At 58.6% G+C, this 22,830-nt stretch carries 10 protein-coding genes and 8 pseudogenes; 7 read left to right on the top strand and 11 right to left on the bottom strand.

Features of this window, described 5'->3' with window-relative positions:
- Positions 1-1,179: 1,179 nt before the first annotated feature.
- The 5 genes and pseudogenes from NKH06_RS17035 to NKH06_RS17015 form a co-directional block, all read right to left on the bottom strand.
- Positions 1,180-2,655 carry a M81 family metallopeptidase gene (locus tag NKH06_RS17035; RefSeq protein ID WP_352893476.1) on the bottom strand — a complete coding sequence of 492 codons (1,476 nt, stop codon included), beginning with the start codon at positions 2,653-2,655 and terminating at the stop codon, positions 1,180-1,182.
- Between the two features lie 395 nt (positions 2,656-3,050).
- Positions 3,051-3,282 (bottom strand): annotated as a pseudogene (locus NKH06_RS17030) (IS66 family transposase); the annotation flags it as partial.
- 779 nt (positions 3,283-4,061) lie between these two features.
- Positions 4,062-4,631 carry a carboxymuconolactone decarboxylase family protein gene (locus tag NKH06_RS17025; RefSeq protein ID WP_352893475.1) on the bottom strand — a complete coding sequence of 190 codons (570 nt, stop codon included), beginning with the start codon at positions 4,629-4,631 and terminating at the stop codon, positions 4,062-4,064.
- Between the two features lie 15 nt (positions 4,632-4,646).
- Entirely contained in the window at positions 4,647-5,987 is a 1,341-nt protein-coding gene (locus NKH06_RS17020; protein ID WP_352893473.1) for an aspartate aminotransferase family protein, read from the bottom strand.
- A 171-nt stretch (positions 5,988-6,158) separates the two neighbouring features.
- Positions 6,159-6,260: pseudogene (locus tag NKH06_RS17015) on the bottom strand (electron transfer flavoprotein subunit beta/FixA family protein); the annotation flags it as partial.
- Positions 6,261-6,608: 348 nt separating this feature from the next.
- Here NKH06_RS17015 and NKH06_RS17010 point away from each other — a divergent pair.
- Positions 6,609-7,778 (top strand): M20 aminoacylase family protein, encoded by a 1,170-nt coding sequence (locus NKH06_RS17010; RefSeq protein WP_352893472.1) that lies wholly within the window; start codon positions 6,609-6,611, stop codon positions 7,776-7,778.
- Between the two features lie 469 nt (positions 7,779-8,247).
- Here NKH06_RS17010 and NKH06_RS17005 read toward each other — a convergent pair.
- Positions 8,248-9,405: pseudogene (locus NKH06_RS17005) on the bottom strand (IS110 family RNA-guided transposase).
- 173 nt (positions 9,406-9,578) lie between these two features.
- On the opposite strand from NKH06_RS17005, the pseudogene NKH06_RS17000 reads away from it, so the two are divergent.
- Positions 9,579-10,179: pseudogene (locus NKH06_RS17000) on the top strand (DDE-type integrase/transposase/recombinase); the annotation flags it as partial.
- A gap of 95 nt (positions 10,180-10,274) precedes the next feature.
- Here the strand turns inward: NKH06_RS17000 and NKH06_RS16995 are convergent.
- Positions 10,275-11,463, bottom strand: a pseudogene (locus NKH06_RS16995) (IS110 family RNA-guided transposase).
- Between the two features lie 254 nt (positions 11,464-11,717).
- On the opposite strand from NKH06_RS16995, the pseudogene NKH06_RS16990 reads away from it, so the two are divergent.
- Positions 11,718-12,007, top strand: a pseudogene (locus tag NKH06_RS16990) (integrase core domain-containing protein); the annotation flags it as partial.
- Here NKH06_RS16990 and NKH06_RS16985 read toward each other — a convergent pair.
- A pseudogene (locus tag NKH06_RS16985) lies at positions 11,968-12,228 on the bottom strand (transposase); the annotation flags it as partial. The pseudogenes NKH06_RS16990 and NKH06_RS16985 sit on opposite strands and share 40 nt — an antisense overlap.
- Before the next feature lie 74 nt (positions 12,229-12,302).
- Here NKH06_RS16985 and NKH06_RS16980 point away from each other — a divergent pair.
- Positions 12,303-13,328, top strand: a complete 1,026-nt coding sequence (locus tag NKH06_RS16980) for an IS110 family RNA-guided transposase (RefSeq protein ID WP_352893471.1) — start codon at positions 12,303-12,305, stop codon at positions 13,326-13,328.
- 230 nt (positions 13,329-13,558) lie between these two features.
- On the opposite strand, the pseudogene NKH06_RS16975 reads toward NKH06_RS16980, so the two are convergent.
- The 3 genes and pseudogenes from NKH06_RS16975 to NKH06_RS16965 all read right to left on the bottom strand — a co-directional run.
- Positions 13,559-14,224 (bottom strand): annotated as a pseudogene (locus tag NKH06_RS16975) (transposase); the annotation flags it as partial.
- Positions 14,225-15,017: 793 nt separating this feature from the next.
- Positions 15,018-16,250, bottom strand: coding sequence for a hydantoinase/carbamoylase family amidase (locus tag NKH06_RS16970; RefSeq protein ID WP_352893469.1), 1,233 nt, complete (start codon positions 16,248-16,250; stop codon positions 15,018-15,020).
- Between the two features lie 138 nt (positions 16,251-16,388).
- Positions 16,389-17,780, bottom strand: a complete 1,392-nt coding sequence (locus NKH06_RS16965; protein WP_352893468.1) for a M20/M25/M40 family metallo-hydrolase — start codon at positions 17,778-17,780, stop codon at positions 16,389-16,391.
- 817 nt (positions 17,781-18,597) lie between these two features.
- Between NKH06_RS16965 and NKH06_RS16960 the strand changes: the two genes are divergently transcribed.
- The 3 genes from NKH06_RS16960 to NKH06_RS16950 all read left to right on the top strand — a co-directional run.
- Positions 18,598-20,202 carry an ABC transporter substrate-binding protein gene (locus NKH06_RS16960; RefSeq protein WP_352893467.1) on the top strand — a complete coding sequence of 535 codons (1,605 nt, stop codon included), beginning with the start codon at positions 18,598-18,600 and terminating at the stop codon, positions 20,200-20,202.
- A 525-nt stretch (positions 20,203-20,727) separates the two neighbouring features.
- On the top strand, positions 20,728-22,320 hold the full coding sequence (locus NKH06_RS16955; RefSeq protein WP_352893466.1) for an ABC transporter substrate-binding protein: 1,593 nt from the start codon (positions 20,728-20,730) through the stop codon (positions 22,318-22,320).
- Positions 22,321-22,667: 347 nt separating this feature from the next.
- On the top strand, positions 22,668-22,830 hold a 163-nt coding region (locus NKH06_RS16950; RefSeq protein WP_352893557.1), incomplete at its 3' end, for an MFS transporter.

Here is a 22,830-nt window from a genome sequence, read left to right as displayed (position 1 = left end):
GCCAAGTCTGTCGCTTCGTGTCAGGTTTTTGGCTTGGGAGCAGGAGCTCAAAGCCCTAAATGTGCGGAGTGGGCAGGGTTTTTCCTCGTCATGAGCTGCGACACGGGCGCAGATTTCGTCGGCCGCCTTCTTTCCGGCATTGAGCGCAAGACGGGCTGGTTCATGGCCGAGCAGTCGGGATGGCCATCCCGAGCAGAGATATCGCTCCGCGTGGCATCCCCTCTCGCTGGCCCCGGATCGGCTTGAGGCAGCCTGCGCAGCGGGCGCTGACCATTCAATGCGATCACCTAATCCTCCGTCAATGCCAGCCTCGAATTCGGCCTCGACTGCGTGCCGGCCGCGGCCGAGCCGGTCGAGCCCACGGCATCGCACACCAACATTCGCGGCGACTTCTATTCCCAATGCAGGAAAGGAAGCCAACCATGCTGACACATCAACCTCCGACCGGACGCAGGCTCTCCGCCTTGGCGAAATGGCCAGCGCTTACCGGGACCTGGCCGACCAGAGCAAAGCCCACGATCTCAGCCGCGACGAGTGGCTCGGCCTGATGGTCGCTCGTGAAGCCGCATGCGTCCGACAAGCGTCTGACCAACCGTCATGCCGTCGCCAGGCTGCGCTTTGTCGACGCCTGCATTGAGAACATCGACTTCGCTGCACATCGCCGGCCCGACCGGCGCACATGAGAAGCAAAAAAGCACCGCGCCATCTTGACCGGCGCCGAAAACGGCATTCATCGCAAATCACTTCAACCGGGCACCCGAAAGCCGCCTTCATCCTGCGGTCGCGACTTAGCGAAATTGCTGTCCGCGATCTAGAGAAATAGTGTCCCGGTTTTGCGAAATGCGCACCAAAATAGCGGAAAGCTCAAGATCGTCTAATGGGACGGTAGCGGCGCGTGTCTTTATGCCAAGCAACTGGAAGACGCGAAGTTCTGCTGGCCGCGGATCGGTCCATACTGTCCAGCTCACTTATGCTCAACTGAGCGCATCGCCTAACCGTGGCCATACAGCCAGGCGCTCATGAAGTACCGCTGCTGAACCCCATGCGCTGCGCGCTCACCTTGCTCGTGACAATGCCCTTAACCTCTCAACTGTGCTCAAAAACGCCCGTCCTACGGTTCAATGACGGTTGCGGAGCGACGATGTTGCCGAGAGAACAGGGCTGCTATGTGAAAGGTCCTCAAAAGAGCAGGTGGGGCGTGGCTTGATCATCCAAAGGCCAAATCGGTCGAGTTATAGCCTTGTATGGAAGCTTGCTGGGGTGCCTGCCCACAAGTCCATCGCTCTCAACAAAGATAACCTTTCGGGCTATCGGACCATAGTCAATCAAAAAGGCTATGCTCGATTTCACGACCAAAATCTTCTTGGAAAGCGGGTCAATTCCCACGTTGCTAAAAAGCTCTAGGCCCAGCGCTTGCGTCCGCTGGCTGTTGAGCACAACTTCCACGCCACCTATCTGCACAGCGGCACAGTCACCGAGCGCTGCTCGCGTAGCACCACTGAACTGCCAGCAATCTTGTTTAAGTCCAATGACGGTTACATCTGCGTCGATTGGCATTCCCGAGACGGGGCCGATTTTGCCGCCTATGCGCAAGGGAAGCTTGGCACCTACACCTGCCTTGAAGCAGATACCCACAGCGACCGGATCCCAAAGCGGGCCGAATGCGACGTTCTCGATTTGATGCTCAATAAGGTACCTAAGAACCGTTGTGTTGTCCGAAGTGGCACCACCTCCGGCATTGTCGTTACTATCCGCAACCACAACCGGAGCACCGTCGAATTGCAGTGCCAGATCAATGCCGTCGTGGATTTCATACCTTCGAAATGCGGATTTCGGTTGGTCGCGCATTGACACCAACTCCAGTCCCAATTTCGTGGCAAGCACATCGCCCTTCTCTTTTTGATTATCCGTAATGACAAGCATGCGAGTCCCTACTTCGGGTACATCGGATGGCAGAAATCCATGACCAACCGAAATAGAGAGAACACCGTCTTTGCCTTCCATTAATTTGATACGGTCAACGAGATCTCGCATCCTGGGCATGTCAGTGGGATACCAATGCAACTGCCGGCAATCATACAACGATATCACCGGCTTCACTTGGCCCCGAATTGTCTTCAGGACCAACTCAAGTAGTTCCTCGGCACGTTCGGTCTGATCAGTGTGGGGATATTCCTTATACAGTATTACGATGTCGGCGAGCTTCACTCGCTTCACCGTCAGATGACAATGCGGGTCGAGATGCACGCCGATAACGCATTTAGGGCCGACAATGGCTCGCACACACTCCAAAAGGTCTCCTTCGACATCGTCGTAGCCATACGCCACCATAGCACCATGAAGACCCAATAGTACGGCATCTAGAGGCAGCGCCGTCTTAAGTTGGTCTAGAATCTCGTCACGCATGAATTCGTAGTCGCGCTTATTTGTTGGGCCAGCAGCCTCTGCGAAGAAACAGCTGCCCTCGATCAACGTGAACCCATCTTTAGCCGCCCTCCGTCGCGCCACCCATAGTGGATCTGTGCACCAAACTGGCGCCTCTTTGGGGTGCTCGCCCGGCCGGAAAAATGCGCCCGCTTTGAAGTCCTCTATTCCAGTGGGCATCGGGCAGAAGCTGTTAGTTTCAGTAGCAAGCGTAGCCGCAAATAGGCGCATAAAGGCAGACCCCGTCATCTCTCATAAGTGGAATGGAAAGCATAGCCTAAGCAGGTGGCATGATTGCAGCAAATGACAGATGTTTTTGAAAGTCAGAGCGCAAAAAAGCGACGCAATTTGACGGATCCCGTGGCTCTGCTGCGCGAAGTAGGGCCCTGTTTGGTGGCGCTGAACGGCCTCGGGCAGTACACGAGGGGTCGGTCGCATCCGGCATAACAGAGAGAGAGAGAGAGAGAGAGAGAGAGAGAGAGAGAGAGAGAGAGGTCGCCAGGCACGTTTAGCGAGTGCAAATGCCGGCCATGCGGACGACCCTATTTTTTGCCACCGTAACTAAATCTCCCGAAGCAACTCTATCGTACCCGTACGGTGAGTGCCGCCGCGGTCGCGTTGCATGGCCTGACGGCCTTCAGCGGCATCGGAGAGATCGGTTTGCCCTTCTTGCCGTCCCGGGCGCTTTTCGCGATCTCGGCTAATTCGAAGAATCCTCACCGCGCATAGGCGTAGCAAGGCCGGCGTGATCGGCTGCTCCTTCCCCTGCGGATCGAACAGCGGCTCGAAGCCACTGTGACAGTTGCACTGAAGGATCGCAGCGAAGCACAGGATCACCTCCGAGCTTGGATGGCTGCCACTGCAGCCTGATCGACCTCGACGCGCCCTTTATCTGCGCGTTCTGGGTGATCTCGAGGCGAGCCTATTGACGACAGCGCGGACGCGCAACCTATCCGGTCTTCCTTTCGCTATGCCTCTTTCGAGGTGCCGGCGCACAGCGCCCATATTCGGTACAGGTGATCCCGACAAATCCTCTGCCTTTATCAGCATGGGCCACCCGCATCTTGTTGGACAGCGCAATGGCCACTTCGCCATCATTCGGGCATTTCGGAGACCACCATGCGCGTCAAGCAGTTGCGCCTGTGGTTCGTCTCCATGGCCTACGTGCGGGTGTGCGCTGCGCCGCATGGCACTAGCATACCCAGTTGGCAATCCGCCTCGTCAGCGTTCGCCGTATCACCCTGGAAATAGCATCAGGCTACCCCTGCCGGCGCGAGTTCGCCGCCGCACATGCAGCTCTCGCCAGCTGACGCACTGACGAACCAGACACGCGCGTCCACAGATCCCAAACAGCCCACTCGTTTGGCCAAAAATCTCCCTTTGCCCGCCATTGCGGCGTGGATCGCCGACCACTTGAAAAACGACTCCCGACAGTTGAGAAATGCGGGCTAGAAGCTGCTCTGCGGTCATTTGAAGTGGTGCTGGAGCGGGCTGAAGGCTGGCGTCCGCTGGAACAATCGCGACGGTGCTTGGCCGAAATCGGTGGTTCGGACAGCTGGCCACGTTTTCGTCGAGCCAGCAGGGACGAAGGTCCTCGGAAGGGGCGGAGAAGTTCTGAAACACGCACATGATCTATTTCAAGCGGACGGAAGCATTGGACTTCCCAGACTAGACCCGGTGTGAGCCAACTCACGCGCCACGGCTTCGTCTAAGGGCGTGTCGTATGTCTTCAACACGAATCCTAATACCGCATAGAAGCCAACCGTTGCCATCAGGTCGAAGACGGCATGTTTGCCGAAGGTCGCCGATATCTCCCTCTCGGTAGCAACTGGCAACTTTGCAAAATTGAAAAGCGCGTCGACAGCTCGAGCGATAAGTCCGTCCTCGCCCTCGGGCAGCCCTCGCATGCCTTGGATGCGCGCATCCGAAAGACCGAGCGCACGGGCGCGGCTCACATGATGTGCCCATTCATAGACCGAGTCCATCCTGTGCGCACAGCGCAGGATCACAAGCTCGGACCGGACCGCCCCCAGAGCGCTGTCCTTGACGATATGTTGACGCAGCGGAGCCCATGCCCTCAGCAAAGCCGGATGATGCGCCATCGTTCGATAGACGTTCAGTGTACCTGCAAAGCCACCCTTGAGATCCTCAATCTCTACCGGCCACTCATCGTCGCCGAGCGGCAGGCAAGGGGACGTCTTGACCATTGGCTCGCTCATTGATCACACAGTATTTTGTTCAACTTCGACCGTAGCGGTGATGGCGGCGGCCAGTCTCTCGACGATTTGATCGACCTGGTCGGGCTGAATGATATAAGGAGGGGCCAATAGCACATGGTCTCCATGTACCCCGTCGACCGTTCCACCCATCGGGTAACACATCAGGCCCCGCTGCATCGCCTCCTTCTTGATTTTGGCATGGATCCTGCGGGCAGGGTCGAAGGGCTGCTTCGTCTCCCTATTCGCTACGATCTCGATCCCGCGGAACAGACCTCGGCCCCGGATGTCCCCCACATAAGGTGATTGGCCCAGCGCAGCCTGAAGGCCGGAGTGCAGCCGCTCACCCATCTTGACCACATTTTCCATGATCTCAGGCCGCCTCAGAATTTCGACGACTTTGTTGGCCGCAGCAGCCGCGACAGGATGGCCGACATAGGTATGGCCGTGCTGAAAAAGGCCGGACCCTTCGGCAAAAGCGCGATAGATTTTCTTGGACAGGAGGACCGCGCCGATGGGCTGGAACCCTCCTCCCAATCCCTTCGCGATCGTCACGATGTCCGGTACAATGCCCTCCTGCTCGAAGGCGAACATTGTACCTGTGCGCCCCATGCCGCACATTACTTCGTCGAGGATGAGCAAGATACCGTACCTGTCACAGATCTGACGGACCCTCTTAAAGTAATCGGCCTCTGGTCCGACAGCGCCGAGCGTCGCGCCTACGACGGGTTCCGCCACGAACGCCATGACCTCTTTTGCGCCGAGCTCGATAACCTTCGCCTCCAGTTCGGAAGCCAGCCGTTCGGCATATAGTTGCTGCGCTTCGCCGTTCATCATGTCGCGATAAGCATAGCATGCTGAGACGTGGTGGGTTTCTGGCAGGATCGGCTTGAACTGCGCGCGGCGCCAAGCGTTCCCTCCCGTTGCCAGAGCGCCGATCGTATTGCCATGATAACTCTGTCGACGCGCAATAATATGTCGGCGTTCGGGCTGCCCGATTTCAACAAAATACTGACGCGCCATTTTGATCGCCGCTTCGACAGCCTCGGAGCCGCCTGAAACTAAATAGACATAGTCAAGTCCCTCGGGCGCCAGCTCGACTAGTTGTTCGGCAAGCTGCTCGGCAACGTCAGTTGTGAAGAAGGACGTGTGAGCATAGCTGACATTGCCCATCTGCGCCCTCATTGCCTGCAAGACCTCCGGGTGGTCGTGACCGAGGCAACTCACCGCAGCGCCTCCCGAGCCATCGAGGTAGCGCCGACCATCGCCGTCCGTGATGAAAATACCCTTTGCCGCAACTGCTCTTGGCAAGCTTGCACCGATGGATCGATGGAGAATTTTGGTCATTATGAGGTCTCAGGTTGGATAGCGCGTAACGATGCTCTATTCCGCCGCTGTCAGACTTTCAAAATTCACCTCACAATGAAACATAGATATCATATGTGCCACTTTCGATCGATTCGCTATCTCGTCATGGAATCCGGTGACCCTCCTGCGCCCATCGGAGCGCCTGTATCGGTCGAATGGGCTCATCGACATTGGTTTGACAGGCTCGAGGCCGTGCACGCGGACCGCTACGTTGTAGTCGACAACCCGCTTGACTGGAGCCAAGACCCTCATTGAGCATTCTCTCTTCGAGACCGTGCGCGAAAAGTTCCCCTGCGGCGATTGGGAGAAGATCACCTAGCCGGATTGCGGGGGCGGCGTCCCTCAGATGTAGGGAAGCCGGAATATTTCAAGCCTTCCCTCTTCGTGTCGCTCGCGTTTCATAGGTGAAGCTATTTCGGCGCAAACCTTTTCCGCCAGCCTGTCATATTTGTGAAAGGATTTCTGGCGGTGCAACGCTTGGACCGCGACGGGCAAAATCTGGGTTCGGGCCCATCACGTTATGCGTAGACGCTTTGATTGTTTGATTTTTTTCGTCCGGACTTCGTTTGACCGGCCGTCTCGAAGAAAGGCTATTGCAAAATGAACGGCGTCGATATGTTTAGGGATTTGCAGCGTGAGGCGACCGAGTGGCGTCGCTACCTTCATGAAAATCCCGAGCCCGACTTTCGGGAACACAACACAGCGAAGTTCGTGGCCGAGAAACTGGCGTCATTCGGCATCCATCATATCGAAACAGGGATAGCTGAGACCGGCATCGTCGCTTTGATTCAGGGCGAAAGAGGAGAGGGGCCGACCATCGGGCTGAGGGCCGATATGGATGCCCTGCCTATCGTTGAGGCGTCTGGAAAGCCCTGGTCGTCCAAAAACTCCGGCGTAATGCATGCATGCGGCCATGACGGTCACACCGCCATGTTGCTGGGCGCAGCGAAATACCTGGCGTCTACACGGCAATTCAAAGGCTCGGTTGCCCTGATATTTCAACCGGCAGAAGAGCCGGAATTCCCAACAGGCGGCTTTAAGATGGTCCAGGAAGGGATTATGGATCGTTTCGGCATCTCCCAGGTGTTCGGGATGCACAATAGGCCAGGCATGGAGATCGGCAAGTTCGGCATTTGCGATGGCCCGATCATGGGCTCGCAAGACGACTTCGACATCATCGTGCAGGGCAGGGGTGGCCATGCTGCCCACCCGCATCGTACTATCGACCCCGTTGTCATTGGAGCGCAGATAATCATGGGTCTGCAAACCTTGGTTTCGCGCCAAACAGATCCGATGGAGACGCTGGTGATCTCCGTCACCAAGTTGAACGCTGCGCAGAGCTACAACGTCATTCCCGATCGCGTTGAAATTTCCGGAACTGTCAGGACCCACGCATCGGGCCTGCGAGACTTCGCCGAACGAGAGATTATGGCATCTGCTCAGGGGATCGCGCGGGGATTTGGCGCGGATATCGAGTTCAAGTACCTCCGATCTGTTCCGGTCACCTTTAACCACACGGAGGGGACCAACCTGGCAATCGATGCGGCATGCAGTCTCGTGGGGTCTGAATTCGTCAACGACAAGATGAGACCAAGCATGGGGGCGGAAGATTTCGCTTACATGCTTGAGGCGCGGCCCGGCGCTTTCATTTTTCTTGGCAACGGGCGAACCGCTGATTGTCACAACCCAGCATATGATTTCAACGACGAAGCCTTGCCTTATGGCATCGGCTATTGGGTGAACCTGGTCGATACGATACTTGGTGAGTGAATGTTGAATAGCCGTGCCCGCACGGAGTTAGAAGGTCTATGGTTCGAAGGATGTTGATCCCTGCGGGCCCTTGGCTTTGCGGAATACCGGAGCTGTTGACACGCGCGACCCGGAACGGACCAACCCCAGTCAACATCCCTGACCGGCGCCCTAGATGTTTGATCCCAGGCTCACATGATGATGCTGGGGTCAAGAGCGGCGTCAGGGCGGCATCGTGTTCCTCCAATTGGTCGCGGAATCCAGAGCTGGGCCCGATAGCGTGACACGGCTCGGTCAATCGAGCCTGGTCAACTCACATACGGTCGCCGCTTGAGGACGGCTGCACCAATATCCCGCTTGCGGCGGCAAGGGCCCAGAAGGCGAGACCCGTCTTGGATACGGCATTCCAGCCAGCTGGGATCTCGGTTCGCCTCCTGGATCCGCCGAGGCTGATCAGGCTTCGAGGGACGAGTGTGTCGGTGTGGTCTCGTCAGACAGCCTTCATGACGGCACCTTCGATGAGGACGCCCGCGGTGACGTATTTCCACAGCGCCACGAGCAGCTTCCTTGCAAGGGCGACGACGGTTGTTTTTTTGAGGCGCCCCTGATTGCGCATCACGCGTTCGTGGAACCAGCGGGTAAGCGCTGAACTCGGTTGATTGCGCAGCCATAGCCAGGCCAACTCGTCATCGTCGTTCGCAGCCGGGGGTTGCCGGCCTTCGAGACGCCTTGCTCGTGCTGGACCGATCCGCTCTGCCAAGGCGTCGGCGCGAGCCCGGCATAGGCGGCGACCTGCCGGCGATTATCGAAGTGCCGGAACAGCCCTTCCGCGTAGAGGATGGCGGCACACTCGGGGCCGATACCCTTGAGATCGAGCAATGACGCTGCTGGAGTTTCGGCGACTTCGATCGCCAGCAGAGCGTCACGCTCGGCCTGCACCTCTTTGATCTGGGCTATCACCAGTTCGAGTCGGTCGAGCTCGCGACGGATTTGCCCCTTTAGATGTTCAGGCAGCGCGCGGCCGTCGCCGGTCCTCAATTCCTCAAGCCGATGTCGCCGGTCACGTCGTAGCGGCTCGTAGCCGGTGATGCCCTGAGCAAACAGCAGACCCTTGATCCGGTTGACATGGCAGGTCCGCTCACCAACCAGAACCCTGCGCTCGCGGCCGATGCGGCGGCGGTCGTCCTCCTTGATGCCCGGCACCCTGACCATCGCGCACACGCGCGGCTCGCTCCGCTTGTAGGCGAGCAGCGCGCGCACCAGCGCCTCACCATCGATCTTTTCGGTCTTGGCACGACGCCGCCGGCGCGACGTAGGAATCGAGGCGGCGTCGACGACATGGCTTTCGATCCCCTCGGCCTCCAGGATTCGATGGATCCAGAAGCCGTCGAGACCCGCCTCCTGAATAACCACAAGCGCAAAGTGCCGGCCGGTGCGCGCCTGTGCCTTGTCTGGAGCTGGGCAAAGCGTGCCAGCAGTCCCGTGAATCTCCGCCGCGTACCGCATGTTTCGACATCTTCTCCCCACTGCCCGGCGACAGCGAAGTGATCAACCAGGTCGATTTACTGAGTTCCAAAGAAACGAAGATCGCGCCAAGATCGGTGCGGATAGCGGCAGGCGCCGCAGATCGATCGGCTACAACACGCATGATTGGCCTCCACAGAGTTGTTGGTCAGCAACCCCACTCTGCCAGAGCGCAGGTCGCTATCCACCACCAGTCATGGGATCTTTGATGGGGCATCCTTATCTTCCGAATCAAGGGATGCGCTATGGGCCAGGTTCTGCATGGGAGCGCACTTCGGTCGCCGATCTGCCGACTGTCCGAAGGAGCCGAGATCGACAGTGCTCTCGATCGAGGAGGAGGCGGTCATCGTCGCCTTCCGGCGCTACACGTTGCTACCGCTCGACGACTGCCTTTATGCCTTGCAGTTAACCATCCCGCACCTGACGCGGTCTTCATTGCATGGGTGCCTGCAACGTCATGGCATCGGCCGGTTAGCGGATGTCGAGGGCGACAAACCGGCGAAGAAGAAATTCAAGAGCTACCCGATCGGCTACTTCCACATCGACATTGCCGAGGTCAGGACCGAGCAGGGCAAGCTACATATGTTCGTGGCCATAGACCGCACCTCGAAGTTCGCCTTCGTCGAGTTGCACGAGAAGGCCCCCCGCCGTATCGAGAGACTTTCTACTGCGGCTGATCGCGGCCGTCCCCTACAAGATTCACACCGTCCTTACAGACAACGGCATCCAGTTCACCACCCCCGGTGCCGGTGGTTCGGCGGTGCCGCCGATCAAGGAGGCAATCGCCAATGGCGAAATATTCCGCGCTCACGCCTTCGAATACACCTGCGCCAGGAATGACATCGAGCACCGCACGACCAAGGCGAGGCATCCGTGGACCACTGATGTGATCGACAAGAGCCTTTTTGATAAATCGGCGCTATTCTCCTGTCGCGCACGGACGACCGCGTGGCGAAGAGCAGGGTCCGAGGTGAGAGCCCTGCCGCGCAGCTTCTATCGTCGCACCTCGTTTGCGGCTTCCGTGCGCGCCTTTCTCGGGCCTCGCGGGTTCCAACCGGCGACGAAGCGTGCATAGGCGCTCTCGGCCTGCTCCACCCACCGGCGCTCTTCTTCCCGGTGGCTCTTGATGTTGTAGGCGTGCGCGGCCCCCTTTTGGCTGCGCACGGCCTTGCTCCCGGCCTTGAGTTCCACATCGCGCAGCTTCTTGGCATGCAGGGAGGGTCGAGCCCACGCGTAACTCTCGCCCTTCATCAACAGATGCCAGATCACAACAGAGAGTTTGCGTGCGGTTGCCACGGCCGCGACATCGCAACGGTCCGGGAGCACGAGCGGCCGCCCAGGCCGCCTCGACGAGCATGCCGCGCGCATGACCACGGCCCTGCTTGGTGATCCGCCCATGGTAGGCCGGACCTGGCCCGGATGTCGGACGCTTGGGTTCAACCCGAGATAGCTCACGAGCTTCTGCGGATCGTCGAAGCGCGACACGTTGCCGATCGCCGCGTTCATCGCCAGCGCGACGGTCATGTCGACGCCGGGAATGGTCATCAGCCGCTTCACGCCTTCATCCGTGAGAGCCGAGCGGGCAAGATCGCGTTCGATGACCTGGAGGTCTTCGCCCAATCGGTCGACTCGCGCAGATGCCGATCGATCGCGAGGCGCTCGTCCTGCGGCACGACCTGCTCGCTCAACCATGACCGGCCCTTAGTGCCGCACAGGTCGGCATGCGGGCAGGACGGGATCAGGTGGCTATGAAGGATCGACTGGATGACGTTCTTCAATCGAGACCTCTGCCGGACAATCTGATTGCGCCGTGTCACCTGTCGACGCAGAGCCTGCTTCGGCTCATCCGGAATCCAGACTTCCGGCAGGAAGCCGCTGGCATAGAGCTGCGCCAGAACGCTGGCATCGATCGTGTCCGTCTTGATCTTGGCATAGGCGATAATGCGCACCTGCTTGGGGTTTGCGATCACCACTTTCTTCACATGCGGCGCGACAACCGCGGCGGCCGAGGACGCGTTGCCCGTCGCCTCGATCACCACGACATCATCCAACGACAGCTTTGCGGCGAAGGCATCCAGCAGATCGCGCCGCATGTCGACACGACCAGCCGCCTGAGCCTGCCGTCCTCCCAAGCTACCGCCTCGGCGAAGGCGCGATGGATATCCACTCCGATGATGCGCATGCTCGTTCCTCCTTCTTGGCTCGGTCAAAGACGGGAGCTGGCGGGCAACACGACATCTACTGATCCGCGCTCGCAGCGCATCCGGGAAAGTCGCGAGGGGCGGCCATGTAAGCCCGGGCTCTCAGCCCACGGTCTATTGACGGCCTGCCTGCACCTTCGTGCTCCCGGTGCCCCACGTCCCGGATGGGCTCACCATAAGGCCGTTCCAAACAAGAACAGCAGGACGAAAAGGCACCACAGATCACATACCGGATAACGGCCAGGTCGAGAGAATGAACCGGACTATCAAGGACGCCACCGTCAAGCGCTTCTACTATGAGAGCCACGACCAACTACGCAACCATCTCGCCGACTTCGTTGCCGCCTACAATTTCGCTAGCAGGCTAAAGACCCTCAAGGTCTCACGCCCTACGAGTTCATCTGCAAGGCATGGGTCTCACAACCGGAACGCTTCAAACTCAATCCGCTCCAGCAAATGCCGGGACCAAACACCTCTAGAGCGTTTCAGATTTTGACAGAAGTGTATCCAGCGTTTGCGAAGTAGTATCTGCATTCATTGGGTTCGATGGTTGATACGAGGTGGCCGATGTGTCGCCAGGTGTCGTCGATGGTTCGCTTCTGGGCGGCTCGCATCCAGTGTTTGATCTTGGCGAAGGCTTGCTCGATTGGGTTGAGGTCGGGCGAGTATGGCGGCAGATACCAAAGCCTGGCGCCTGCGGCGCGGATCATCTGCCGGATGGCGGCCGACTTGTGGGAGCCAAGATTGATGGGGTGGACGCCCCCTGGCGGCATCGCTGTGCCAAAGTGGTGTCGTTGATCATCACTTGAAGGAGGCGTCCATGTTGGAAGTTAACATAATCGGGTTGGATCTAGCGAAGAACGTTTTTCAGGCGCACGGTGCGGATGCATCGGGAATCGCCCTGTTCCGCAAGAAATTGCGTCGCGATCAGGTGCTTCGGTTCCTCGCCGAGCAGCCGACTTGCACGGTTGCGATGGAGGCCTGCGCCAGCAGCCATTACTGGGCGCGGGAGATTTCAGGGCTTGGGCATAGCGTCCGGCTGATCGCGCCGGGCTACGTCAAACCTTTCGTGAAGCGGCAGAAGAACGATGCGGCTGACGCGGAGGCGATCTGCGGAGCCGCACAGAGGCCGACCATGCGGTTCGTGGCGGTGAAGAGCGAAGAGCAGCAAGCTGCGGCCATTGTTTTTCGCGTCCGCGATCTCGTGGTGCGGCAGCGAACCCAAACCATCAATGCAATACGCGGCCATCTTGCCGAATTCGGGATGGTGGCCGCGCAAGGCCTCTTCCATGTGGCCAAGCTTCTGGCCGCGATAGAGGACAAGGGTTCCGCTGTTCCCGAAGTCGCCCGCTCGATCCTGCGCCTGCTCGTGGAGCAATTGCGCTCGTTGGACGAGAAGATGGCTTTGCTCGACCGCGAGATCGCCCGGCGCGCCAAGGAAGACACGGAAGCCAGGCGACTGATGACGATCCCCGGTATAGGGCCGATCACCGCGACAGCTCTCGCCGCGTTGGCTCCGTCGGCTCAGACCTTCAAGAGAGGGCGCGACTTCGCGGCCTGGCTTGGCCTTACGCCGCTGCAACGCTCCACGGGCGGAAAGCAGAAGCTCGGCGAGACGTCTCGGATGGGCGAGCGAACGCTACGCAGGCTGCTGATCATAGGGGCCAGCGCGGCCGTACGCTGGGCAATGCGGAAGGGGAAATCTGCGGACCCATGGCTCATGCGCATCTTGGGCCGCAAGCCGCCCATGTTGGTGATCGTCGCGCTTGCCAACAAAACTGCACGCATCGTCTGGGCACTGATGGCGAAAGGCGGAACTTATCGGGCGCCAGCCGTGGCGGGTTAGTTCCGCTCGGCCAGAAGGCCTCGAAAGTGTGAGAAGGTCAAACGGAGAGTATGGCGCAACGGTCAACGAGACGGGATCGGGAAAACCAGATCATGGATACGTGCGTTGAGCACGCGAGATTGAATTGGACCCGCTCCGCGAACTCCCATACGGGCCCGCGGCATGTCGAACGTCACATCAGAGGCCGGACACATGTCAGCACCCGACCACGCTCCGATCTCTTTGTAGAAGATTCTCTTGCATCGATGGGGGCGTCCACACATATCCATGACGACTATGTCGCCGGGCTGGAGCACTGGCACGAGCTGCTGCTCGACATAGGCCCGGAAGCTCTCGCCGTTGATCGGTCCATCGAAGACGCAAGGGGCAGCAAGACGGTCGAGCCGCAGGGCGCCGAGGAAGGTCAGCGTGCGCCAGTGGCCGTGCGGAGCAAAGCCGCGCACGGTTTCGTCGATGAACACCAGCCGCTCCGGATCGAGTCCCGCCTGCCAGGAACGCCAGCGTTGTCGTCGGCGGGCAACATCGGCGCGAGCTTGCTCAAGGGCGAATAGCGTTTTTTTTGAACCGCAACCCCTCGCGCCGCAGGAAGTGCCATACCGTATCGTGCGAGACCTTCACACCGCGTGCCGCAAGTTCGTTTTTCAGGCCGTGTAGCGACAAATGCGGCATCTGGTTGATCCGCTCCACGATGAACGCCCGGTGCGGCTCCAGTACACGCTTGCGGTGCCGCCCATCTTGCCTGGCGCTACAGACCCACTGGCCCGATAGCGCTGCGACCACTTCACCGCAGACGAGACCGCAATGCCAAAACGAGCCGCTATCGAGCGGCAACTCTCGCCGGCCTCGATCGCTCCAAAAACACGCTCACGAAGATCGTTTGAAATGGGAGCCGTCATGAGATGCTGGCCTCCGATCCAGCCAGCATCTTGAATCACAAAATCACTCCGACGGGAATCCCACAGATTCAGTCAAAATCTGAACCGCTAGCGAGCCTAATCTCCTGCTGGTTAACGCTGAATGTCTCCGGCCATTAGCCGTTCTCTTAGCGTTCAGCTGGTTTGACTTAGTGGCCGGCTTCGTAGGCACTCAAGACTGCAGCTCGCATGTCAGTTTGTACTCCGACCAGTATTAAGCCTTATCTGAGCGATGTTCGACGTTCGGCGTCACTTGGCATTTTGCCGCGCCGTAGGAGCGAACCAGCATGTCTGACCGTTGATCCGCACCACAACTTCATCGTGCGAGACGTCTTCGTTCGCCGGCATCTTTCCGGCCTCTGCCGCGCGCATAATCTAGGCCCTGGTCGGCACGATTGGCGGATGGCCTCCTAGGAAACCACGATCCGGCGATCGAGCAGCATTTCCCGCCCGTAGCAGGCTCAGATTGGTGCCAGACAGCACGGGCCGCGACTTCGATCGAATTGCGGTCGCTCCTGTGGGTCGCTGCGTTTATGGTCACCTGCGCGTGCTACCTCCCCTAATGCGGTGTCCGTCCGTATTGCCTCACCATGCTGCTCCCGACCGACATTGTCCATTAACTCATCACAATGTCGCCTGATCCATCTTTCGTCATTCGGCTCAGGGGCGGCTTCATCAGAGATCTTGTTCGGGCGTGACCAGCGCCTTTACGAATGTATCAGCCTTCACATCGCCTTTGTGACACTTCTCATCACCTCCCGTCGGAGGACCAACGTCACCTGTATTCGCCTCGCAGGATCGTCTCCGCGGCATCAGCCAGCACCTGGCAGCCGAGCACCAGGTCGGCATCGTGTGTATTTTCGGTCCAATGGTGGCTGATGCCCCCGATGCTTGGCACGAAAAGCATAGCGGCCCTCAGTTTGCGGCCCACGACTTGGGCGTCGTGGCTGGCTCCACTTGGCATCCTCACGTGGGCACCAGGGGCATGGCGCATCGCCGCACTCTCTATCGCTTCCTGGAAGGCCGAATCCATATGCCATGGTCTGCCGGTCTCGGTACGCTCGATCTCGGCTCGGCAACCCGTTTTAATCACGGTCTCCTCAACCACCTCCCTTAGCACCAAATCAAGGCGCTCAAGCACTGCCATCTCTGAATCCCGGAACTGGAATAGCACTTCTGCCTTGCCCGGAATTATGCTTGGAGCGCCCGGCTCCAGGCTAATGCGGCCTGTGGTCCATACGGAACTCGGGCCGGCCACTGTAGGAAAGCGGTCGGCAATATTCATGGCCAGCATCGCTGCTGCCAGGCCGGCATCCTTTCGGATAGCCATGCGCGTCGTACCAGCGTGATTTTGGACGCCGCGAAAAATGATCGAGTACTGCCAGATCCCGACGATGCTCGTAACAACACCGATCCGGTTGCCCGAGGCTTCCAGCGCGTCACCCTGTTCTATGTGTGCTTCCAGATATCCAACGTAGCGTTCCGGTTCCAACAGAGATCGGGGCAAACCGACTAGGCCGGCGGCCTGGAGCGCTTCCCTAAGCGGCAGCCCATTACGTATATTCACCGCGCGGTCGATCTCCGCCTCGTCGATGTCACCGATGAAAGAACGGCTGCCGAGCAACGATAGATAGTGGCCTTCTTCATCCGCCCACGCGACTGGGGCTATGGGAAGGCCAGCGCAGTCCGGCGTTTCCGCGAAGCTTCGGGCAATCTCGAGACCGTACACCACGCCAAGCGCCCCGTCGAGCCAGCCGGCATGGTTCTCAGACTCTGCATGCGACCCGATTAGCAGCGATCGTCGTTTCGAGAGAGGGGTGCCGAACACATTGCCCACCCCATCGATATGCGCCTGAAGCCCTACTGCCTCGTATTGCAGCGCAAGCCAGCGGCGGCTGTCCATATCCTCTCTGGAAAAGGTCGGGCGATGGACACCCGTCTCGTACGCGCCGAATTGAGCGAAACGTCTGAGCTCCGAGAGCAAGCGCCCGGCGTTGATCTTTGGCATCTTCTGCACCAGCCTCCTGTAGTTCGTAGCTGAATAGTCTAAGTTAAATAGTGCTGTCTTGCTTGGACCTCGTCGACGATACGCCGGGTCGGCCACCCGCGGGGTCAGTACAGATCCTGTGACTATCCAGCAACAGCCTCAACTATCCCAACATCCTTCACGAAGTCGCAAAGAGCCAAGCTCATGCAACAATGCAGCGCCTGTCCGAATTCCGCTGTAGAAGCAATCAAGCGTTATATTTTCATTCGGCGCGTGGTTCGCTTCATCATGATTCGCGTACGGCGTTTCGAAAGCAGGAATGCCGAGTATTTTAGTGAATACATAACTGGGCAGGCTGCCAAAACCCGCTGGGATAAGCAGGGGCTCCGCCCCTTGCGCTGCGACCAAGGCACGGCGTAACGGCACGGTGAAGGGCGAGGCTATAGGCGTCTTTGATGGGGACATGTTCTCCATCGCGATGAGCTCCACATCAGGCGCGTGTTGTTTCACATGCGTGGTGACCTTGCGCAGTATGTCCCCGGGGTCCTGCGCCTGCACGAGCCGCATGTCGCATTTCACAAAGGCCTCACTGGGCAGGACGGTCTTGCTACCAGGCCCGCCATAGCCGCCATGAAAACCATTGATTGTCAGCGTCGGCCGGAAGCAAAGGCGCTCGTAAAAGGAGCGTGCCGCCGGCGCATCGAGCCGCACGAGCCCGAGGCTCTGCTTATATGCCTCAACGTCGAGCGGCAGGCGCGCGATTGCGGCCAGTTCCTCCGGAGACTGAGGCTCTATACCCTCATGGAAACCGTCGATGGTGATTTCACCATCGGTATTCTTCATGGTCCCGAGCAGGTGCACTAAAGTCCAGATCGGATTCGGCACAACGCCACCAAAGTTGCCCGAATGTAGATCGTGGGAGGCGTGGCGGCAACGAAGCTCAAAGGACAGCACGCCGCGAGAGCCGAACTTGATCACAGGTGCACCGCTCGCATGACGCGGACCATCGGCGGTGACGGCAAGATCGGCTTTTAGAATATCCTTGCTGGTCCGCACGAAATCGGCAATGTGCGGGCTGCCGACCTCCTCTTCACCTTCCAACAGCAAGATGACGTTGCACGGCAACGCGCCATGCACCTTGAGGTGGGACTCGATCGCCAGGATTTGGGCAAAATGCTGGCCCTTGTTGTCTCCCGCACCGCGAGCGTAGACGCGCCCGTCACGGACAGTCGGCTCGAAAGGCGGCGAGAGCCATTTGTCGATCGGGTCGGCCGGCTGAACGTCGTAGTGGCCGTAGAGCAGCACTGTCGGCTTACCCGAAGCCTTCTCCCACCGCGCCACAACTATGGGATGCCCTCCAGTCGCCATCAGGCAGGTTTCGAGCCCAATATCCGTGAGCATTCGGACGAGGAGTGCACCTACTTCGTCGATACCTATGTTCTCGGCACTGATGCTTGGGTGGCGAAGATACCCAACCAGGCGTTCCAGAGATCTATTGCGGCTCTCATCGATATATTTGAAAACAGCTTTCAATGTGTCAGACGAAGTCATACATTACCTGTTTACCTAGCGAGCTGCTGCTACAAGTCTGGACTTGGCGGCACCATTACTCAGCGAAGGCTAAAATCGCGCCGAATATCCCGAGGCCATTTCGCCACCATGTTGGACCGGTTGCATTTGACTTGATAGCCTGAATGACTGACGGTTCGAGTAGGTCGGTTCCAGGCCGACGGACGACTGCAATGCGATTGATCCTTCGGAGCGGCGAACCCGCGTGAACCCCCCTTAACGCGGCGGCGACTACGTCAAAGTGGCCCATCGATGCAATGACAGCTGCGCAGCCAAGAGCCTTCTTTGGCACCACTGAAAATAAAGTATCGCGACGACCGATGCGCGCCGAAATGGTTCCGCTTGTGAAATATTTGAGCACGAAAAGGTACTTTTTCAATGCAGAACGGTGCACCGTGCCAACATGGGCCTATCGAAATTCACATGAGGACCGCCCGGACACGCGCTTCGCAACCCACCGGCGCTACCCGGGTCGTTCCTGTACCGCGCTGCTTGGCCCGCCAACGACTAACTGTCGCTGCCTCTAAGGACAAGGAAGGGAGAATCCGACGAGCACGCGTTATACGGTCGGGCGTGTAATCATCGCATAAGCCAGAGCAACGTCTCTGATGCCATCAGAGGAAGAATATGCCGAAAATAGAGGCATGGAAGGCTGGCATTAAACTGCCCCTGGTTCTGCACCGCGCATTTCAGCAGCCGACGCATTTTGAGCACAAACGCTCCTCCTTTGGGGTCATTATTCCCAATTGTCGCCTCCAGGTAAGTGCGTGCGACCGCACTATTTAAAGGGGAACAAACCATGAGAATCTCGCGACGCGACCTCGTCAAGATGGGCTTGGCCGCCGGAACGGCTTTATCGATGCCGTCGGTCCTGCGGGCGCAGACAACGCCAGTCGGCGATCGGACGGTGCGCATGGCGATGACCGGTGACCTTAGCGTGTTCGATCCTATCTTTACGACGGCGGACATCACGGCCAACCATGGCTTGGCCATTTACGACACGTTATTTTCACTCGACTCCAAGCTTATGCCGCAGCCACAAATGGTTGGGAGGTGGGGTGTATCCGACGACAAGAGGACCTACACATTTGAACTCCGGGATGGACTGGGCTGGCACGATGGCACCCCCGTGACCGCGGCGGATTGTGTCGCTTCCATCCGTCGCTGGGCTCAGGTTGATTCCGGTGGACAAGTCATCATGGAGCGGGCCAGCGATATCTCGAAGAAGGACGACAAGACCTTCACGATCGCGCTTAAGGAGCCGCTGGGGGTGCTAATCGATCTGCTGGCGAAAGTGTCTGAGCCGTGCCTGTTCATCATGCGTGAGACGGACGCGATTCGCCCCGCAACGGAACAGGTCACCGCGAATATCGGGTCGGGTCCCTTTAAATTCAATCATGCGCTCGCCAAGCCAGGCGCGAACTTCACCTACGATCGCAACGACGAATATGTCCCGCGTAGCGAGGCGCCTGAGGGCTTCGCCGGCGGGAAGGTCGTCAAGGTCGATCGTGTCATCTGGGATAGCATCGCCGATCAGCAGACTGCTTTGGCTGCCTTGCAAGCGGGTGAAATCGATTTTATCTCGGGGCCACCCGCCGATCTGTTTGCAGCGATCGAGAGCGACCCCAGTCTTGCACTCCAGGTCCTGGACAAGGCGGGCACTGACATGTGCCTGCGCATTAACCACCTGCAGAAGCCGTTCGACAACGTGAAGGCGCGTCAAGCAATGCTTCACCTGGTCGACCAACAGGCGTTCCTACGTGTCATTTCGCCCGATCCTAAATATGGCCACGCCGTCACTTCGATATTTGGAAACAGTACACTTTACTCGAATGACGAAAATACGGGATGGTACAAGAAGGGGGGCGACCCGGAAAGGGCCAAGCAGCTCTTCCAGGAGGCCGCATATGCCGGAGAGAAGGTCGTCATCCTTCAACCCACCAACTGGGCGTCGGCCAGCAATGCTGCGCAGCTTTTGGCGGTCACGCTGCGCAAGATCGGGGTCAATGCCGAACTTGCCCCTAGCGACTGGGGCGGGATTGTTGCACGTCGGGCTAACAAGGGTCCCACTGAGAGCGGCGGCTGGAACATGTTCATCACGGACGATTCCGATTTCGTTCAAGGCGACCCGATCGCCGCCCCCTTCCTCAGTGCGAATGGCGACAAGGCCTGGTACGGCTGGCCGAAGAACGAGGAATATGAGGCTCTTCGGGCCAAATGGGCAGATGTCGACACGCTTGAAAAGCGCAAGGTACTGGCCCGCAAGATGCAGCGACTATGGTGGGACTTCGTCGGCGACGTGAGGTTGGGTCAAATCATCGCGCCAAAAGCGCGACGGAAGACGCTCACCGGGCTAATCGAAATGCCGCAGCTTATCGCAATGTGGAACATGCAGAAGGCCTGAGCAAGGCTGCCGAAATCCTCCGCAGGTAGATCGCCCTCCAGGCCACCTAGTAGCTGACCCGGCGGATCCCGCCGGCCGCGATGCCTCCCCATGCATTGCGGTGGCCCGTCGGGGCCATCGCGCGCCGGCGAGGCCTTCAGATCAGGCGTCTAGTTATTGAAGCCAACCGCCTTTGGTGTGGGCTTAAGCTATTAAGCGTGTGGTGGATGCTACGCCACGGAATCCCATCGCCGCTTGTAGTCACGAGTCAGCTGTTGCCGCACCCAACCAGCCAGTACGCTGCATGAATCAACATTCATCAACGAGCTTGGACATGTTTGCGGCACTGGTGCCCACACTACGCCACAGCGCATCAAGTTGCATCGTGCAAGCCGGGTGGACATTTCAAACCGTGAGAGTTTCTGCAGTCCGTATTTCAGCACCCGGCACTATTTGGCGCAAACTCTCCTCTCCAAAATGGTAATCATTTTGCGGAAGTTAGGTGCGGACGACCGCGCCCTGGCTCAAAAGGGAGGAACTAGGAACATGCTTTCTCGACGCGAACTTATGAAAGCGGGGCTGGCTGCGGGAACGGCTTTGTCAATGCCGTCTGTCTTACGGGCGCAGACGGCGCCCACCGACGCAAGGACGGTGCGGATGGTGATGGCCGGTGAGTTGAGCGTGTTTGACCCGATCTTCACGACGGCTACCATCACTGGCGATCATGGTTTTGTCATTTACGACACGCTGTTCTCGCCCGACTCCAAGTTTATGCCTCAGCCGCAAATGGTGGGGAAATGGGGCATATCCGACGACCAGAAGACCTATACGTTCGAGCTGAGGGATGGGCTGGGCTGGCACGATGGTACGCCCGTCACCGCAGGCGATTGTGTCGCTTCGATCCGTCGCTGGGCTCAAGCTTACGGAAGTCTGCTTCTGGAGCGCGCCAGCGACATCTCGAAGAAGAATGACAAAACCTTCAAGATTACGCTTAAGGAACCGCTGGGGGTTTTGATCGACCTGATGGGGGGAATCTCGGCCATACCGGTGTTCGTCATGCGTGAGAATGATGCGGATCGCCCTGCCACCGAGCAGGTGACCGCAAATATCGGATCAGGACCGTTTAAGTTCAATCGTGCTCTGGCTAAGCCGGGCGCCAACTTCACCTACGATCGCAACGAAAAATATGTGCCGCGCAGCGAAGTCCCCGACGGATTCGCCGGCGGGAAGGTGGTCAAAGTCGACCGTGTCATTTGGGACAATATCGGCAATCAGCAGACCGCGTTCGCAGCCTTGCAGGCCGGCGAGGTCGATTTCCTCGAAGCGCCGTCCGCCGATCTTTATCCAGTGATCGAGAGCGATCCTAACCTTGCACTTCAGGTTTTGAACAAGTCGGGCAACGACATGTTCTTGCGCATGAATTGCCTGCAGAAGCCGTTCGACAATGTGAAGGCGCGTCAAGCGTTGCTTCACTTGATCGATCAGGAGGCGTTCCTCCACATCATAGCCCCCGATTCAAAATACGGCCACACCGTCAGTTCCATGTTTGGAGCTAATACACTCTATACCAACGACGAAAATACGGACTGGTTCAAGAAGGGCGGGAATCCGGAAAAGGCCAAGCAGCTCTTGCAGGAAGCCGGATATTCCGGCGAGAAGGTCGTTATTCTCCAACGCACAGGGGGTCCTTCCGCCGACGCCGCGCAGCTCCTGGCGGCGATGCTGCGCAAGATCGGGATGAATGCCGAACTTGCGCAGAGCGACTGGGGTGGGGTTGTCGCGCGCCGGGCTAACAAGGGGCCCGTCGAGAACGGCGGCTGGAGTATCTTTATTACGGACGATGCCGATGTTGCGTTCGGCGATCCGATTGCCGCACCTTATCTAACAGCGAATGGCGATAAAGGCTGGTACGGCTGGCCCAAAAGCGAAGAATATGAGGCTCTTCGGGCCAAATGGCCGGATGTCGAAACGCTCGAAGAGCGCAAGGCACTGGCTCGCGAAATGCAAAGGGTTTGGTGGGATCTCGTCGGCTTCGTTTATCTTGGTCAATATGTTGGACCAATCGCCCGCCGCAAGACGCTCACTGGGCTCATCGAGATGCCCGTGTGGACCCCGATGTGGAACATGCAGAAGGCCTGAGCAACGGCTGTCTACATCTTCCGTGTTACGCCGCCTCCCAAGGCGTACCGGCCCGGCAGCGAGCTTAGGCTCCTGTCGGGCTTACTTTCGCGCTCACCTCGGGAGAGCTACCGGCGCCTTGAAAAATACCGAGACCTCGCACAAGAAAATCGGTGACTTAGCCATGCTCCCGATGCTTCACCTGATGGAAAGGCGACTCTGTCGGCGACGCCCGATAAGGTTACGAACCGGAGTGCCCTTTGAACGGTCATCCAGGAGATGAATTTTTGAGTCTGCTGTGTGCCCACGCTTTCGCCTGGGAACCATGCCAGTAAACGCGGGACATACGCTAAGCAAAGGTTCGCAAAATGAGCAGGGTGGCTGGATCAAACGAAGATTTGGCTGCACCAACGACCTTTGGGCCACTTCTGCAGCCCACCTTTCGTTCGATCTGGCTCGCGACGCAGGTTTCAAGCCTCGGCTGGTTGATGCAGACTGTCGCCATCAGCTGGCTGATGGCAACGATCTCGA

It is taken from the genome of Mesorhizobium sp. M1342, assembly GCF_040317955.1.
In the GTDB taxonomy this organism is placed as follows: domain Bacteria; phylum Pseudomonadota; class Alphaproteobacteria; order Rhizobiales; family Rhizobiaceae; genus Mesorhizobium.
This window is presented reverse-complemented; position numbering and strand designations above follow the sequence as displayed.

What these genes read in the sequence shown, in the direction of transcription:
- NKH06_RS16960 (WP_352893467.1), top strand. Translation starts at nt 18,598, where the DNA reads ATGAGAATCTCGCGACGCGACCTCGTCAAGATGGGCTTGGCCGCCGGA.
- NKH06_RS16970 (WP_352893469.1), bottom strand. Translation starts at nt 16,250, where the DNA reads ATGCCAAAGATCAACGCCGGGCGCTTGCTCTCGGAGCTCAGACGTTTC.
- NKH06_RS17035 (WP_352893476.1), bottom strand. Translation starts at nt 2,655, where the DNA reads ATGCGCCTATTTGCGGCTACGCTTGCTACTGAAACTAACAGCTTCTGC.
- NKH06_RS17010 (WP_352893472.1), top strand. Translation starts at nt 6,609, where the DNA reads ATGAACGGCGTCGATATGTTTAGGGATTTGCAGCGTGAGGCGACCGAG.
- NKH06_RS16955 (WP_352893466.1), top strand. Translation starts at nt 20,728, where the DNA reads ATGCTTTCTCGACGCGAACTTATGAAAGCGGGGCTGGCTGCGGGAACG.
- NKH06_RS16965 (WP_352893468.1), bottom strand. Translation starts at nt 17,780, where the DNA reads ATGACTTCGTCTGACACATTGAAAGCTGTTTTCAAATATATCGATGAG.
- NKH06_RS16980 (WP_352893471.1), top strand. Translation starts at nt 12,303, where the DNA reads ATGTTGGAAGTTAACATAATCGGGTTGGATCTAGCGAAGAACGTTTTT.
- NKH06_RS17025 (WP_352893475.1), bottom strand. Translation starts at nt 4,631, where the DNA reads ATGGTCAAGACGTCCCCTTGCCTGCCGCTCGGCGACGATGAGTGGCCG.
- NKH06_RS17020 (WP_352893473.1), bottom strand. Translation starts at nt 5,987, where the DNA reads ATGACCAAAATTCTCCATCGATCCATCGGTGCAAGCTTGCCAAGAGCA.